At 33.1% G+C, this 13,518-nt stretch carries 14 protein-coding genes; 9 read left to right on the top strand and 5 right to left on the bottom strand.

Annotation, left to right across the window (positions count from 1 at the left end):
• Positions 1-95 precede the first annotated feature (95 nt).
• From FLP_RS10185 to FLP_RS10165, 5 genes are all read left to right on the top strand, one after another.
• Positions 96-506 (top strand): organic hydroperoxide resistance protein, encoded by a 411-nt coding sequence (locus FLP_RS10185; protein ID WP_065449417.1) that lies wholly within the window; start codon positions 96-98, stop codon positions 504-506.
• Between the two features lie 64 nt (positions 507-570).
• Entirely contained in the window at positions 571-1,341 is a 771-nt protein-coding gene (locus tag FLP_RS10180; RefSeq protein ID WP_065449416.1) for a DUF1223 domain-containing protein, read from the top strand.
• Between the two features lie 408 nt (positions 1,342-1,749).
• Positions 1,750-2,154 carry a hypothetical protein gene (locus FLP_RS10175; RefSeq protein ID WP_065449415.1) on the top strand — a complete coding sequence of 135 codons (405 nt, stop codon included), beginning with the start codon at positions 1,750-1,752 and terminating at the stop codon, positions 2,152-2,154.
• 411 nt (positions 2,155-2,565) lie between these two features.
• Complete coding sequence (locus FLP_RS10170; protein WP_065449414.1) at positions 2,566-3,582, top strand: sensor histidine kinase; 1,017 nt, start codon at positions 2,566-2,568, stop codon at positions 3,580-3,582.
• On the top strand, positions 3,563-4,330 hold the full coding sequence (locus FLP_RS10165; RefSeq protein ID WP_065449413.1) for a LytR/AlgR family response regulator transcription factor: 768 nt from the start codon (positions 3,563-3,565) through the stop codon (positions 4,328-4,330). The genes FLP_RS10170 and FLP_RS10165 overlap by 20 nt, the downstream gene beginning before the upstream one ends.
• Positions 4,331-4,474: 144 nt before the next feature.
• On the opposite strand, the gene FLP_RS10160 is transcribed toward FLP_RS10165, so the two are convergent.
• The 3 genes from FLP_RS10160 to FLP_RS10150 all read right to left on the bottom strand — a co-directional run bounded on the left by FLP_RS10160 (position 4,475) and on the right by FLP_RS10150 (position 6,836).
• Positions 4,475-5,275: a DUF1223 domain-containing protein gene (locus tag FLP_RS10160; protein ID WP_065449412.1), complete on the bottom strand. Its 801-nt coding sequence runs from the start codon at positions 5,273-5,275 to the stop codon at positions 4,475-4,477.
• A 130-nt stretch (positions 5,276-5,405) separates the two neighbouring features.
• Complete coding sequence (locus FLP_RS10155) at positions 5,406-5,795, bottom strand: DoxX family protein (protein ID WP_065449418.1); 390 nt, start codon at positions 5,793-5,795, stop codon at positions 5,406-5,408.
• 201 nt (positions 5,796-5,996) lie between these two features.
• Entirely contained in the window at positions 5,997-6,836 is an 840-nt protein-coding gene (locus tag FLP_RS10150) for an AraC family transcriptional regulator (RefSeq protein ID WP_065449411.1), read from the bottom strand.
• A gap of 93 nt (positions 6,837-6,929) precedes the next feature.
• Here FLP_RS10150 and FLP_RS10145 point away from each other — a divergent pair, with 93 nt between their 5' ends.
• The 3 genes from FLP_RS10145 (at position 6,930) to FLP_RS10135 (ending at position 10,040) form a co-directional block, all read left to right on the top strand.
• Positions 6,930-7,925, top strand: coding sequence for an SLAC1 family transporter (locus tag FLP_RS10145; RefSeq protein ID WP_065449410.1), 996 nt, complete (start codon positions 6,930-6,932; stop codon positions 7,923-7,925).
• 248 nt (positions 7,926-8,173) lie between these two features.
• A complete protein-coding gene (locus FLP_RS10140; protein ID WP_065449409.1) occupies positions 8,174-8,755 on the top strand; it encodes a TetR/AcrR family transcriptional regulator in 582 nt (193 codons plus the stop codon).
• 58 nt (positions 8,756-8,813) lie between these two features.
• Positions 8,814-10,040 carry an MFS transporter gene (locus FLP_RS10135; RefSeq protein WP_065449408.1) on the top strand — a complete coding sequence of 409 codons (1,227 nt, stop codon included), beginning with the start codon at positions 8,814-8,816 and terminating at the stop codon, positions 10,038-10,040.
• Between the two features lie 382 nt (positions 10,041-10,422).
• Here FLP_RS10135 and FLP_RS10130 read toward each other — a convergent pair whose 3' ends face one another.
• Both FLP_RS10130 and FLP_RS10125 read right to left on the bottom strand, forming a co-directional pair.
• Positions 10,423-11,538, bottom strand: coding sequence for a PepSY-associated TM helix domain-containing protein (locus FLP_RS10130; RefSeq protein ID WP_065449407.1), 1,116 nt, complete (start codon positions 11,536-11,538; stop codon positions 10,423-10,425).
• 323 nt (positions 11,539-11,861) lie between these two features.
• Positions 11,862-12,296: an META domain-containing protein gene (locus FLP_RS10125; protein ID WP_065449406.1), complete on the bottom strand. Its 435-nt coding sequence runs from the start codon at positions 12,294-12,296 to the stop codon at positions 11,862-11,864.
• Positions 12,297-12,552: 256 nt separating this feature from the next.
• Here FLP_RS10125 and FLP_RS10120 point away from each other — a divergent pair, with 256 nt between their 5' ends.
• Positions 12,553-13,371, top strand: a complete 819-nt coding sequence (locus FLP_RS10120) for an alpha/beta hydrolase (protein ID WP_065449405.1) — start codon at positions 12,553-12,555, stop codon at positions 13,369-13,371.
• The last annotated feature ends 147 nt before the right edge of the window (positions 13,372-13,518 follow it).

Below are 13,518 nucleotides of genomic sequence, written 5' to 3'. Positions count from 1 at the left end.
TCAACACAGAATCTTTGCGGTTAAATCATAAAGCATTCAATTTAAAATTTCAAATAATCTAAAATCTTAAGTCTAAAATCTAAAATTAAAAAAGCATGGAAACAAAAGTATTATACACAGGAAAAACACACACAACAGGCGGTCGTGAAGGAGCATCTCAAAGTTCAGATGATCAATTGAATATAAAACTGAGTTCACCGGGAACATCTCGTCCGGGAACAAATCCGGAGCAGCTTTTTGCAGCGGGATGGTCGGCTTGTTTTATTGGGGCAATGGGAATCGCAGCTTCGAAATTAGGAATTAAGCTTCCGGCAGCAACTGCTGTAGACGCCGAAGTAGATTTATGCGTAACAGAAGGAGAATATTCTTTACAAGCACGTCTTAATGTGAGCCTTCCGGGAATTGATCCTGAAGTTGCAAAAGAACTGACAGCAATGGCGCACCAAACCTGTCCTTATTCTAAAGCGACAAGAGGAAATATTGATGTGACAATTAATATTATATAATCAGTCAAACGAAAACCTCTTCTTCCGGAGAGGTTTTTTATTAGTAATCTTTAAAACAGAAATCATGAAAAAAATAAAATTAATACCCGTTTTTATCACTTTGATGCTTTTTATTGGAATGACTTCTTCTGCACAAAATGCTATAGATAAAAAAGAGCAGAAAGGTTTTGCCCTTTTAGAATTGTTTACATCCGAAGGCTGCTCGAGTTGTCCTCCGGCGGATGAATTGCTGGGAAAAATTCAGAATGAGTACAAAGACAGCAATTTATACGTTCTTGCTTATCACGTTGACTATTGGGACAAACAAGGCTGGAAAGATATTTTTAGCAATCCTGATTATACACAAAGACAATACGAGTATGCTAAATTCCTGGGTAAAGAACCAATCTACACGCCACAACTAATCGTTAACGGAAAAGCAGATTATATTGGCTCGCAGGAAAAAGTTGTGAGAAATGGTATTAAAGCAGCATTGTCTAAGCCCGCAGTCGCTGATCTCAGATTAAAAGCAAGCGAAATTAATAATTCTCTTTCTGTAAATTATACTGTAGAAGGAGCATCAAAAAACAGTCGGTTATTGATTGCCGTTGTTCAAAAATCTGCCAAAAGTAATGTAAAAAGAGGGGAGAATGCCCATCGTATTTTATCACACTATCAAATTGTACATCATTTGCATACCGTAAATTTAAACAAAGACAGATCCGGAATTGCTATTATTCATTTGCCAAAAGACTTTAATACGAATGAATGGGAAGTAATAGGTTTTGTTCAGGACAAAAACGACGGAATCATTTTAGGTGCGAATAAAGCAGCTTTTCAGGAGCCTTTATTATAAAGAAGAAAAAAATTACGAAGAAGCTCCAGTGGAGCGTCATATTTATAGAAAATAAAGGCATTTACTGTATATAAAAGCTCCATCGGAGCGACATACTTGATTTGATTAAAAACCAGCCGGGAGATTTCTTCCGGTTTTGTTTTACACAAAGCAGATTTAATTTCGAGCAGAGACGCAGAGGCGCAAAGAAAAATAAGTAAAGAATAAAACTTTGCGACTTGGCGTCTTTGCGCGATTATTTTAAAGACTACAATTCAAAAATAAAATAGATAAACGTCTTCAAATTGCGACTTGTCCAATTCAGGTTTTAAGTTGTCCGTTTGACCTTTTTTTGACTTCGTGTTTCAAGGGTTACAATATAAATTTGTTTAAAATTAAAACACTTTTTAACCCTTAAATAATATCATTATGAAACCAATATTTTCTTTTTTAGCCGTTTCTTTTTTCTTTTTTTCTGTTGAATCTCATGCTCAAAAATATTCTAGTAATAGTTTAGATGAAGTGATACATTTTCAAAATAATCAAATATTTGAAGGATTTATATTTAATAAATCTATCACGGATGAGAATGACAGTATTTCAATGCTAAATAAATTTTCAAAAGATCTTCGTTCTGAATTGTCCAGTCAAAAGTGGAATACGGTTTTAAACGAAAATAATCGTGTTTCTGCCGATAATCTTGCGATGATTAAAGTGGTTGATAAAGACAAAATAAATCTCTTTGGAAATCCTTTAATGGGATTTACAGAGAAAAAAATAGTTTTTGATGAGCCTGCTTTATTTAGCGATACTTTGTTGGTTTACAGTTTTTAAGGTTGCTAATATGCTCCTTTATAATTTTGATTTACGACCCTTTTTAAGGGATTAGAATCCGTTTTTAGGATTTATAACCGTCATTTTTGTCATTCTAGGGAACAAGGAATCTCTACTAGAAGCACGACAAAGATTGCACTTTATATTGCGAAGTTACTTGCGAAGATTCTCGTTCCTCGGAATGACAAAAAATGCGCAGAGCAACTTTAAACTTAAATATTAAATAATAAAATTACTAATTCATTTAATTTAAAATCAGATATTTTTAATGTATTATATAAAGTATTTGATTAATATAAATTAATAGAAAAAAGCATAGTTTTCTAAATAATAAGGACACTATTTTTCGATATAGAATACTTCTAAAATATATTATCTTTGAAAAGCAAGACTAAAAAAACAAACACAAATATGGAAAAAGTAAAACGCTTTGAGGTTTCCACTAAAGTCATTTGGGGAAGTTCTATAGCACTCGCAATTCTTGCTTCGATACCCAAATTATTTGATGGAGATTCGACACCCGGAGACATCATTATAAACTCTTCGATTACGTTGTTGTTTTCTGTTTTTATATGGTATTATAACATGTACAGTTTACCCAAATTTTCCTCGCAGCGCACCCATCAAAGTTTGTTCAACTGGAAACTTTTACTGAGTGTTGTCATGGGGATTGTGGTAATGGTGATTTTGGTAATCGGACATCAGGAACTTTTTCAAATATCAAAAATGGACGCTCCCATAATGTTTGAGTTGCGTGGGGTTTTAATCAATTTGATTGTGTATATGTTCTTGCATTTGCTTTTTCAAAATTTTCAAACCCAACAAATGGGCGTAGAGTTAGAACGTACTAAAGCCGTTAATCTGGGCGCACAGTATGAACTTTTAAAACAACAGGTCAATCCACATTTTTTGTTTAATAGTCTGAATACTTTAAAATCGATGGTTGATATTCAGGATCCACAGAGTTCTGATTTTATCCTGAAATTATCAGATTTTTATCGTTTTACGCTTGAAAGCAGGAAACTGGATTTGATTCCCTTACGAGAAGAACTTCAGATTTTGGATTCGTATGTTTATCTCTTAAAAGCCCGTTTCGAAGACGGATTTGTTTTAGAAAATAAAGTAGATCAAAGACAATATGATGCTGCTGTTCCGCCTTTTACGTTGCAATTATTAATAGAAAACTGCATCAAACACAATGTGGTTTCATTAGATAAACCTTTACACATTAAATTATATACCGAAGGAGATTTCCTGGTGATCGAAAATCAGATTCAGCTAAAAAGAGGCGTATTATCTACCGGAGTCGGACTGGATAATATCAATCAGCGGTTTTCGCATTTGATTCACAAAGAAATTGAAATTGACAAAAACGAAACTACTTTTAAAGTAAAAATACCCATGATTTATGACTATCGTAATAATTGAAGATGAAGTAAAAACGGCCAAAGCACTTGGCCAGCTTATATTGAGTATCAGGCCAGATGCTCAAATTTTGTCGTACATTCAAAGTATAGACGGTGCTGTGAGTTATTTATCAGACAACGATCAGCCTGATCTTATTTTTATGGATATTCAACTGGCTGACGGATTGTGTTTTGAAATTTTTAAAAATGTCGAAGTTTTATCGCCTGTAATTTTCTGTACGGCATTTGATGATTATGCGATTGAAGCATTCAAATCAAACGGAATTGATTATGTATTGAAACCATTCTCAAGAGAAAGCATTGCTCAGGCGATTAAGAAAGCAGGAGAATTAAAGAATTTCTTTCAAAGAAATAAAAAAGCAATGCCTGATTTTGAGTACTTATTAACCAGAACAGGCGAGAATACTGGGAAGAGTAGTTTTTTGGTTTTTAAAAACAATAAATATCAAACCGTTCTTACAGAGAATATTGCGTTTTTTTATATTAAAAACGAAACGCCAACGATTATGACTTTCGATAAGGCCGAGTACCAAATTACACAATCTCTTGATGAGGTTCATAAGCTTTTATCGCCAACGCAATTCTTTAGAACTAACAGACAATATTTGGTTAACTTTTCTGCCATTAGAGAAGCAGAACATTATTTTTCACGTAAGTTAAACCTCAAGTTAACTATTCCAACAGAAGAAAAATTACTGGTTGGTAAAGATAAAGCCACTGCATTTTTGAGTTGGTTAGAGAATAGATAATCTATGATTTAAAATGCCACAGATTACACAGATTAAAGTGATTAATGTTTTTAATTTGTGTAATCTGTGGCAAAAAAATATTCACTGATCATAAAAATAGATCAGTGAATATCTATTTAAATCCGTGCAATCCGTGGGCAATCCCTATTTCAAGTTAACTTTCGCTGTAGCGGAAATTTTTCCAGTCGAAGTATTTTGAATAAAACCTATTAATTCCCAGTCTTTGGTGTTGAAATTTGCAGGTTTTTCAATTACAATATTTCCTTCTTTTTCATTTAAAACAAAACTTTTAAGCTGTCTCACAATCTGAATGTGATGCAAAGTATTTCCTTTATTTTCGCCACGTGCCACTTTCGAAATGGCTTCTTTTTGAATTATGGCAATAAACAAATTGGTATTTTGCTTTAATACATCAGTTTTAAAATGAATTGCTAAAGAATCTTTCTCAGAACGAGCACTAAGTTCCAGATTTGAAGTTTGTCGCATTGCCAAAGCATCAGAAATCTTTTTAGAAAGTGTAGTCTCATTATAACCTGCAAATTCGGTCATTCCGTTGATGATAAATTGAGGTGTGTACATGACATAAAGATTCAGCCATTTTTGATATTGTTGCTGACGAACGGTAAATTCGTTTGAACTGAATTGATCTTTCCAGCCCAAACGATCCCAATAATCAACATGGTACGTCAGGAAATAAATGTTTTTATCTTTGTTTTCGATTTGTAGTTTCGCCATCAACTCATCTGCAGGAGGGCAGCTCGAACAACCTTCGGAAGTAAAAAGTTCTACAACAGCAAATCCTTTATTATTAGAAGTTTGTATTTCGATTTTCTCTGATTTTAACTTTCCTGATAGTTCTTCGTAACTATCAGGAAACATGAAACAGTTTAGAGAAAAAAGTACGGAAAGCGCAATCAGGGCGGTTATTAAGAGTGTATTTTTCATATGGTTTATTTGAGTGATTGTAAAAAGTAATCCCGAGACTTCGGGAGCAAGGTTTCTAGTTGAAAAACTTTGAAACTTAGCTCCCGATAGCTATCGGAATTTTGAGATTAAAACAGAAAAACTTTAAAGCTTAATTGGGTAACGTATAAGTTGCTGTATACAATTTTCTAAACATAATATAAGTCACACTCACCATTATAAAAGCAATAATAGCATCAGTAGTCGCGGGAAAACCTAAAACGGCAAGTTTTGAAAAGAAAGCGAAAGTAATATCAAAAAATACTCCGGCAAATACCCATTCTTTCAATCGTAGTAATTTGTTTGGGATTAATAAGGTAATTACTCCGCCAACTTTCATTACGCCAAGTAAATAAATAAAATGTTCGGGATAACCCAATTGTTGTGTGATGCCCCAGACAATAGGATTTGTAGTTAGTTCAAAGAAGCCGCTTGCTCCAAACCATAAAGAAGTTAAAATGATTCCTGTCCAGTAAATAATTTTTGTTGTTTTTGTACTCATGATTTCTATTTTTTTAAGTTGATTTATAGGACAAATTTGCGCCATAAGCCATCAATTTAAAATTGAAATAATGTTGAAACAGACAATTTAAACTTTGAAACAGACAATCTATAAGCTGATATAATTTCGAAGTCTTAGTATTAAAGAAAATTTAGAAATAAGGATTCATAATCCCATTAAAACATGATGATTAGAATCAAGTTAATTCACCTGATTTTTTCTAAACGCAGAGGGAGTAGTACCTCTATGTTTTTTGAAGATTTTATTGAGATGGCTTTCATCATTAAAACCCAATTCGTTTGCAATTTCACCCACACGCAAATCACTATAAAGCAATCGGTTTTCGACCAGTTTTATTCGGTATTTTGAGATGTAATCCTGTAGCGTTTCACTGGCTTGTTTCTTAAAATACCTGCCGAGATACGTTTCTGAAATTCCAAATTTTTGGCTCATAACCGTTACACTCAGTTTTTCAGGTTCATAAATGTGAGTCTGAATGTATTCAAGAAGATGATGCGTTTTTCCGTCAGATTGTTTGTTGATGTTTTCCGGAAGATATTCAGAGATATTTCGGGCAATAATAACAATAAGTGTATTGATTAGTAACTGAATCAGTTCTGTATTGTATAAAGTGGGATTGTGATATTCATGCCTGATGGCTTCGATAACAGGATGCACCAGATTTTTGTCGGTAATTCTTTTTAAAATACAGCCCGGCTGATGATGGGCATGCTGTAATATGTATTCGAGTTTATAAAGATTATTGGATGTAAAAGGTCCGTTTTTAATGTAGATATCCGTAAAACGCAGCTGAAAAATAGTTGTTGGACTTTTAATTTCCAAAGAATGAGTATCCTGAGGCGTGATCAAAAAAAGATGTCCCGGTTCATAGGATAATCGATTTTCGTTGATGGTTTGTACTCCGGTTCCGGAAACAATATAAAGCAATTCAAAGAAATTGTTGCCTACTTCGGTATGCAGGGATTCGTTTATTTCTTTAAAAACAACTTCGTACGGAAGATATAAATTGGTTTTTATCATAACAACATATTACTAAATTAACGAATGATATTACAATTATAAAACGTTTAAATCAGTATAATTTTGCTCAAAGTTAAATCAAATATTTTAATAATGGATAAAATCACAGACAAAACCACCCAACAACAACTTCAAAAACAAAAGATTACATTACCCATTGCGCCCGCATCCTTTTTTGCCATGACTTTAGGATTGGCAGAAACAGGAAACGCCTGGAGAAATGGCACTTCACTATGGAATTTACCTTCTTACATTGGCGAAGTTCTGGAAGGATTAGCCATAGTTTCTTTTTTATGGTGGCTCTTGCTCTACTGCAACAAATGGATTCAGCACAGAAAATTGGCGGTAACAGAATTCCACGATCCGGTACAATCGTCGTTTCTGGCTTTAATTCCTGAATCTATCATATTGATGGCCATTGCAGTTCACATTTATAGTTTGTCAATTGCTATTTCATTGTTTTGGATAGGTTCAATTTTAAATCTTATTTACGGAGCTTATAAACTTTCATGCTTATGGACACAAGAACGTCAAACCGAACAGACAACGCCTTCTTTATTCCTGACTTTTACCGCCAGCATTTTGGTTAATGCACTTGTAGCGGGATTATTGGGATATACCAATTACGGCTATGTACTTTTGGGCATTGGAACTATTTCCTGGCTCATTATGGATTCTGTTATTACACAGCAATTAACGATTGGCGGACTTGGAGCCAAAACCAGAAACTTTATGGGAATTTATATGGCACCAGCGGTAATTTTATTCGTAGCCTATCAGGTTTTGGCTGGAAAAAATTTAAGCATCCCAATTGTTTATGGTTTAATGGGATATGCTTTATTTGTATTTGTTGCCATAACTTTTGTCCTAAAATGGCTAAAAGAACAAGCTTTTGCACCCGGATATTGGGCGTACACTTTTGGGATAGCCACCTTATCGCAGGGACTTTCGATTTTTGCTTTAAAAACTACTAATATTACGGTTTCTATATTGGCCATAATAATCTTTTGTGTAATGAATATCGTGGTTTTAGGAGTTGCAATAGGATCTGTGAAACTGTTATGGAAAGGCAATTATTTTCCGAAATAAAAGATTTTTCAGTTTTTAAATTAAATTATCATTCAATACCAACTTTGTCAAAGTTTAAAACTTTGACAAAGTTAATCACACAAAGAATTTTAAAAATAAATCAGCGACAACCCGCATGATCCGTACAATCCGCGGGCGATTTTCTCAAAAATAAAAACCAGATAACTATCTCATAATTAAATTAAAAGTTAAAACATTTGCAAATAAAGACCGAACGGTCTAAATTTGTTCCCTCAAATAAGAAAGCTATGAGTAAAGCAGAAAGAACCAGACAATTTATTATCGAAGCATCGGCTCCTATAATCAACAAAAAGGGGATGGCAGGAACTTCATTGAGCGATATTATGGAAGCTACCAAACTGGCAAAAGGCGGTATTTACGGAAATTTTGAGAACAAAGAAGAAATTTGCAAAGAATCATTTCTTTATCTCAGATCTCAATTGTCTACTAAATTGAATACAGCTGTAGCTGAAGGAAAATCGGCCAAAGAGAAACTGTTTAATTTATTGGATGTCTATGCCAATGACATCAATACGGCCGATGGCTGTCCGATTTTGAATTTTGGAACAGAAGCTGACGATACCAATCCTGCTATGAAGGAACAGGTAAAAAAAGCCATTCGTTCTGCTCAAAACAGATTTTTTATTATTGCTGAAGAAGGAATAAAAAATAAAGAATTATCATCAGATATTAATCCGGAACATTTTAGCATAAAAGTTTTTGCCATGATTGAAGGCGCTATTTTATGTAGAAAAATTTTAGGTAACGATGATCAGATGAAAATTATCCTAGACAGCATTAAAACCGAATTCGAAAACTATGTATTGTAGTTTTTTTTGAACTTTTTTAGACCGATCGGTCTAATTTAATATTAATTAATTTAAAAAAATGAGAACTTTAAAAGAAAATCATAAGGGCTTTAGTACCTTATTAGCCCTGTCCCTTATTCCGTTATCAGGTTTTGCCACAGATATTTATTTGCCTTCACTTCCTGCTATGGCAAAAGATTTACACGTTTCAGCTGGAGCCATTCAGCTTTCGTTAGTCTTCTTTATGTTTAGCCTCGGCGTAAGCCAAATTTTTATAGGAAGTATATTAGACAGTTTCGGACGCTTTAAAATTAATATTGCGTCACTTGCCGTATTTTCCGCCACAAGTTTTGTGATTGCGTTAGTACCTGATATTTATGTGATTTATGCCATGCGAATCATTCAGGGAATCGCAATTGCCTTTATCGTCATAGCCAAACGAGCTTATTTCGTCGACCTTTATTCGGGCGAAAAGCTAAAGAGTTATATCAGTTTGTTTTCGATCATTTGGGCTTGTGCGCCTATTATGGCGCCGTTTCTTGGCGGATATTTAGAACATAGTTTTGGCTGGAGATCTAACTTTTATTTTCTTGGCGGATTATCTTTACTTTTTCTGGTTTTAGAACTTTTATATAGCGGAGAATCTCTAAAATATTTTCATCCTTTTAAATTAAAAAACATTGCAGAAACCTATTCAGGAATGCTAAAATCCGGCGATTTTACTTTGGGCGTTTTAATTCTGGCAATTTGTTTTGGGCTTGTTGTCGTGTATAGTTTATCAAGTCCATTTATTGTAGAACGTGTATTGGGATATTCGGCCATTACAACCGGTTATAGTTCTTTATTGTCTGGTTTAGCGGTTATGACAGGGGGCATTATTGCCAAATCGCTTATTCATAAACCTTTGGCTAAAAAAGTCACTATAGCAGTTACCGTACAAGTGATTTTGGTATTGTTGATGATTTCTACCGCTTCTGTTACCAGCAATATTTATACACTAATTGGTTTTACAATGGGAATCAACGTTTGTGGTGGATTTATCTTTAACAATATTTACGGCTATTGTTTAAGTCGATTTTCTAAAAATGCCGGAGTAGCCAGCGGACTTACAGGCGGAGGAACTTATATGTTAAGCTCTTTATTCAGTTACGGATTTGTCAATTTATATGCCGTGAAAAGCCAGTTGCTATTAGGATTCGCTAATATTTCGCTAATCTTTATTGTGGTGATTGTTTTCATAATTTTCAACAGATACAGAGTACAGAATTTGGCAGCTGTTCCTGTTAAAATGACTGGAATAAAATAAATATTGCAACAAACCTAATTCCGCTTAATTTAGATTCGGAATATTGAATTGTATTAAAAAGGATTTAAAGCTTAATAGTAAAAAGCTTCAAATCCTTTTTTGTTGCGTACCTACGGCACGCTAGCGAACTTGAAATTATATGTTCTACCAACATTTTGTGCCTAAAGGCACATTTTCATCTTGAATTATATTGATACAAATTCCATTATTCAAGTATTTAAGCTTGTAAATAGTCCCGTTAGGCACAAAATGTTGGTAGAAAATAAATAGAAATGAAATAACAACGTGCCGTAGGTACGTAATAATCATTCGTTGTGTTTAGTATTTATCAACATTTTGTTTTTAAAGGCAAATTTTAAATATAATAAAACAAATATAAAAATTAAGATTTCGCTGTTTTCTTCTTTTTCCCTAACCAGATTAATAATCCTGTAATAGGTAACGTTAAAGCGAAAAGAGAAACTAAAAACGCCAATATTTTGGTGGGTAAACCGTAAATACTTCCTGTATGAATAGGGTAGTTCAAGCGTCTTATTTTATCTCCGTTCGAAAAATTCTCATAAGGTCTTGCTTCAATTTCTTCGGCTGTGTATTTGTCAAAATAAGCGGCACTGGATTGATTGGGTATTGTTTTTTCTGAATATTCTTTTAAAACCAAAATACTATTAATGGTATCAACCGGCATTCTGATTTGAATGTTTCCGGTATACGGAAAAATGCTGTCTGCCTTATTGTAAATGCTTTGGTAAAAAGCCGTGTGATTCAGTTTAGGATCTGTTTTTGTTGGGTTTTTTACTTTTGCAGAAGGTTTTTTTGTCGTTCCATCAGCCACAAAATAAACTCCGTTTTGAAACCAGCTAAAAGCAAAATTTAATCCGGTTAGTGAGATAAGTAATAAAATTAGAAAACTGTAAAATCCAAAAGTGGAATGGAAATCCCAATTGACTCTTTTAAAAGACGCGTTCCATTTTACCGTTAATCTTTGTTTTAGGTTTTTTATTTTCTTTGGCCACCATAAAACTAATCCGGAAATAAGCATAAAAACAAATATTAGGCAAGAAGTTCCCATGATTATTTTGCCGGTTTCTCCCAGTAATAATTGTCGGTGTATTTTTAAAACAAAAACAAAAAACCTTTTTTCCTGTGGAGTTGTCGCCAAAACTTTTCCGGTGTACGGATCAATAGAGAAAAATAGGGCTTTTTTATCTGAGTCTTTTCCTAAAATTTGCATCGTACGCGATGGATCATTATAGGTATATATACGTGTGATTTTTTTTATCGAATATTGTTTCTCCAGAATATCCGTGCAATAGTCAATTGTTTTTTTAGTAGTTCCTATTGCAGTAACAGTATAATATTCAGGATGTATTGCTTTGTCAATTTCCTTCTCAAAAACTAAAATACTGCCTGTTAATGCAGCAATAAAAACAATCAAACCAGATCCAAGACCTAGCCATAAATGCAAGAGTCCAATGTTTTTTTTAAATCCTTTTTTCATATATGCTGTTTTACTAATCAGTCTAATAGAATTGATTGGCAAATTTTATTAACGGTGCGTCGAATTGGTTTCTAATTCTAAATTCTCGCACAAATTTATACTTATTTAGACCCAATATATACTATGTTGCATAAAAATTATTTCTTTTTTTATTTAAAATACAACAATCAGATTTTTAGTGTTTTTTAATACAAAATGAGAATTCAATTAGGGAATAAACGTTACGTTTTTTTGAGTTTTGATATCCATAAAAAAATCCCTCAGGTTTTAAAACCGAGGGATTTAGAGTTTATTTAGTAATTACTTTAGTAAAACAATGAAAATTATTTAGTTACTTTTTTGAATCGCATCATTGGGATATCTTTCATAATTAAATTCAGTTTGCCATCTTTATCAATAGCATAACTATCAATTTCCTTAATGGTTTTTGTAAAAACCTGCTCTCCGCCACCTTCGCAGTACATTAAAGTTGCCGGACCTTGCTCTCCAAAAGTAAGTGATTTTCCTTTTAATGTAAATGGAGCGCTGTAACCATTGCAACCTGCATTTCCTGAAACTTGCTTAGTAGCTTCATCAAATTTAATAAACGGTTTTTTATCCGGAAATAAACCTTCAAAAGCAATACGCGGTCCTGAAATATACTCGAGTTCCCAGGTTGTATTATAAAGATCGGCAGTTTTTGAAGTGTCTTTCATCGAGGTACAAGAATTAAAAAATAAGGCTAAAATAGCGACGAATACTAGTACGTAATTTTTCATAAAATAAGATTTTTGAACATAAATTTAAAGATTTTTACCAGAATTCAACCTATAAATCTGACTTATTTTTAGATTCTGATTTTTCAAACAAAGACGATTAAAAAAAGTACTGTGTCATATTGTTAAGGGATAATAGGTTATTACAATAACAGTTTGCTCGTACACATACCTAAATAAAGTTGTGATTTCTCAACACATGTAAATGTTTTTGTATTTTATATGGCTGAATTTTGTTTCATCATTAAAAATAAAAAAGATGAAAACATTATTGACCACTCTGGCATTTTTAGCTGTATCATTATCCATCTCGGCACAACAAATTATTCATAAAAAAATATGGAGCAAAAAAATGAATAAGGAGATCGAAACGGTTATTATTACTCCAAAATTGATAAAAGGAAAAACCTATAAAACCGTTTATATACTGCACGGTTACAGCGGAAATCCTGATAGAACTTACAAACAGGATATTCCTGATCTGGCAGGAAAATCTCAAAATTATAATACGATATATGTTTTGGCAAATGGTAATTTTAATAGTTGGTACGTTGATAGTCCTGTAGATAAATCGTCGCAATATCAAACTTTTATAGGGAAAGAATTAGTCGATTATATTGATGCAAATTATCCAACGTTAAAGGACCGACAGTTTAGGGGAATTCTGGGTTGGAGTATGGGCGGATATGGTGCATTAAATATTGGAATATTTTATTCGGATACTTTTGGTATTGTTGGGAGTTCTTGCGGAGCGCTGGATTTTAACCGTTTTGGAGAAAACTTTCATAATTATCAGGTAGATAAAGTTTTAGGAGATTTTAAAAGTTTACCCAAAAAGTATTTTACGTTTGAGAAAACCAGGCAAATGTCTTCGGCAAATCAGTTTTATATTTTGGATTGTGGTACTGAGGATCAGCAAATGATCGATATGAACCGCGATTTTCATCATCTTTTAACAAATGAAAAAATAGAACATCTCTATATGGAATCTTCAGGTGGACATGATCCAAAATATTGGAACAAATCTTTGGCAAACCAATTGGCTTTGTTTGAAAATTATTTTAATACTGCAAAATAAGAAATTAAAAACATCGAATACCTGTTCATCTAATGAGCCGGTTTTTTTATTTTGAAACAATGAAAAGCAATTATATAAATGGGTTCTTCTGCATCTCAAATAATCTTTATTAAATTTGGAGAATAATTGAATATTACCTGCGACAGA

The organism is Flavobacterium piscis (genome assembly GCF_001686925.1).
GTDB lineage: Bacteria > Bacteroidota > Bacteroidia > Flavobacteriales > Flavobacteriaceae > Flavobacterium > Flavobacterium piscis.
This window is presented reverse-complemented; position numbering and strand designations above follow the sequence as displayed.

Bases quoted from the DNA above. Each gene is read 5' to 3' on its own strand.
- FLP_RS10155 (WP_065449418.1), bottom strand. From the start codon at position 5,795: ATGAGTACAAAAACAACAAAAATTATTTACTGGACAGGAATCATTTTA.
- FLP_RS10165 (WP_065449413.1), top strand. From the start codon at position 3,563: ATGACTATCGTAATAATTGAAGATGAAGTAAAAACGGCCAAAGCACTT.
- FLP_RS10150 (WP_065449411.1), bottom strand. From the start codon at position 6,836: ATGATAAAAACCAATTTATATCTTCCGTACGAAGTTGTTTTTAAAGAA.
- FLP_RS10145 (WP_065449410.1), top strand. From the start codon at position 6,930: ATGGATAAAATCACAGACAAAACCACCCAACAACAACTTCAAAAACAA.
- FLP_RS10170 (WP_065449414.1), top strand. From the start codon at position 2,566: ATGGAAAAAGTAAAACGCTTTGAGGTTTCCACTAAAGTCATTTGGGGA.
- FLP_RS10120 (WP_065449405.1), top strand. From the start codon at position 12,553: ATGAAAACATTATTGACCACTCTGGCATTTTTAGCTGTATCATTATCC.
- FLP_RS10175 (WP_065449415.1), top strand. From the start codon at position 1,750: ATGAAACCAATATTTTCTTTTTTAGCCGTTTCTTTTTTCTTTTTTTCT.
- FLP_RS10130 (WP_065449407.1), bottom strand. From the start codon at position 11,538: ATGAAAAAAGGATTTAAAAAAAACATTGGACTCTTGCATTTATGGCTA.
- FLP_RS10160 (WP_065449412.1), bottom strand. From the start codon at position 5,275: ATGAAAAATACACTCTTAATAACCGCCCTGATTGCGCTTTCCGTACTT.
- FLP_RS10135 (WP_065449408.1), top strand. From the start codon at position 8,814: ATGAGAACTTTAAAAGAAAATCATAAGGGCTTTAGTACCTTATTAGCC.
- FLP_RS10125 (WP_065449406.1), bottom strand. From the start codon at position 12,296: ATGAAAAATTACGTACTAGTATTCGTCGCTATTTTAGCCTTATTTTTT.
- FLP_RS10140 (WP_065449409.1), top strand. From the start codon at position 8,174: ATGAGTAAAGCAGAAAGAACCAGACAATTTATTATCGAAGCATCGGCT.
- FLP_RS10185 (WP_065449417.1), top strand. From the start codon at position 96: ATGGAAACAAAAGTATTATACACAGGAAAAACACACACAACAGGCGGT.
- FLP_RS10180 (WP_065449416.1), top strand. From the start codon at position 571: ATGAAAAAAATAAAATTAATACCCGTTTTTATCACTTTGATGCTTTTT.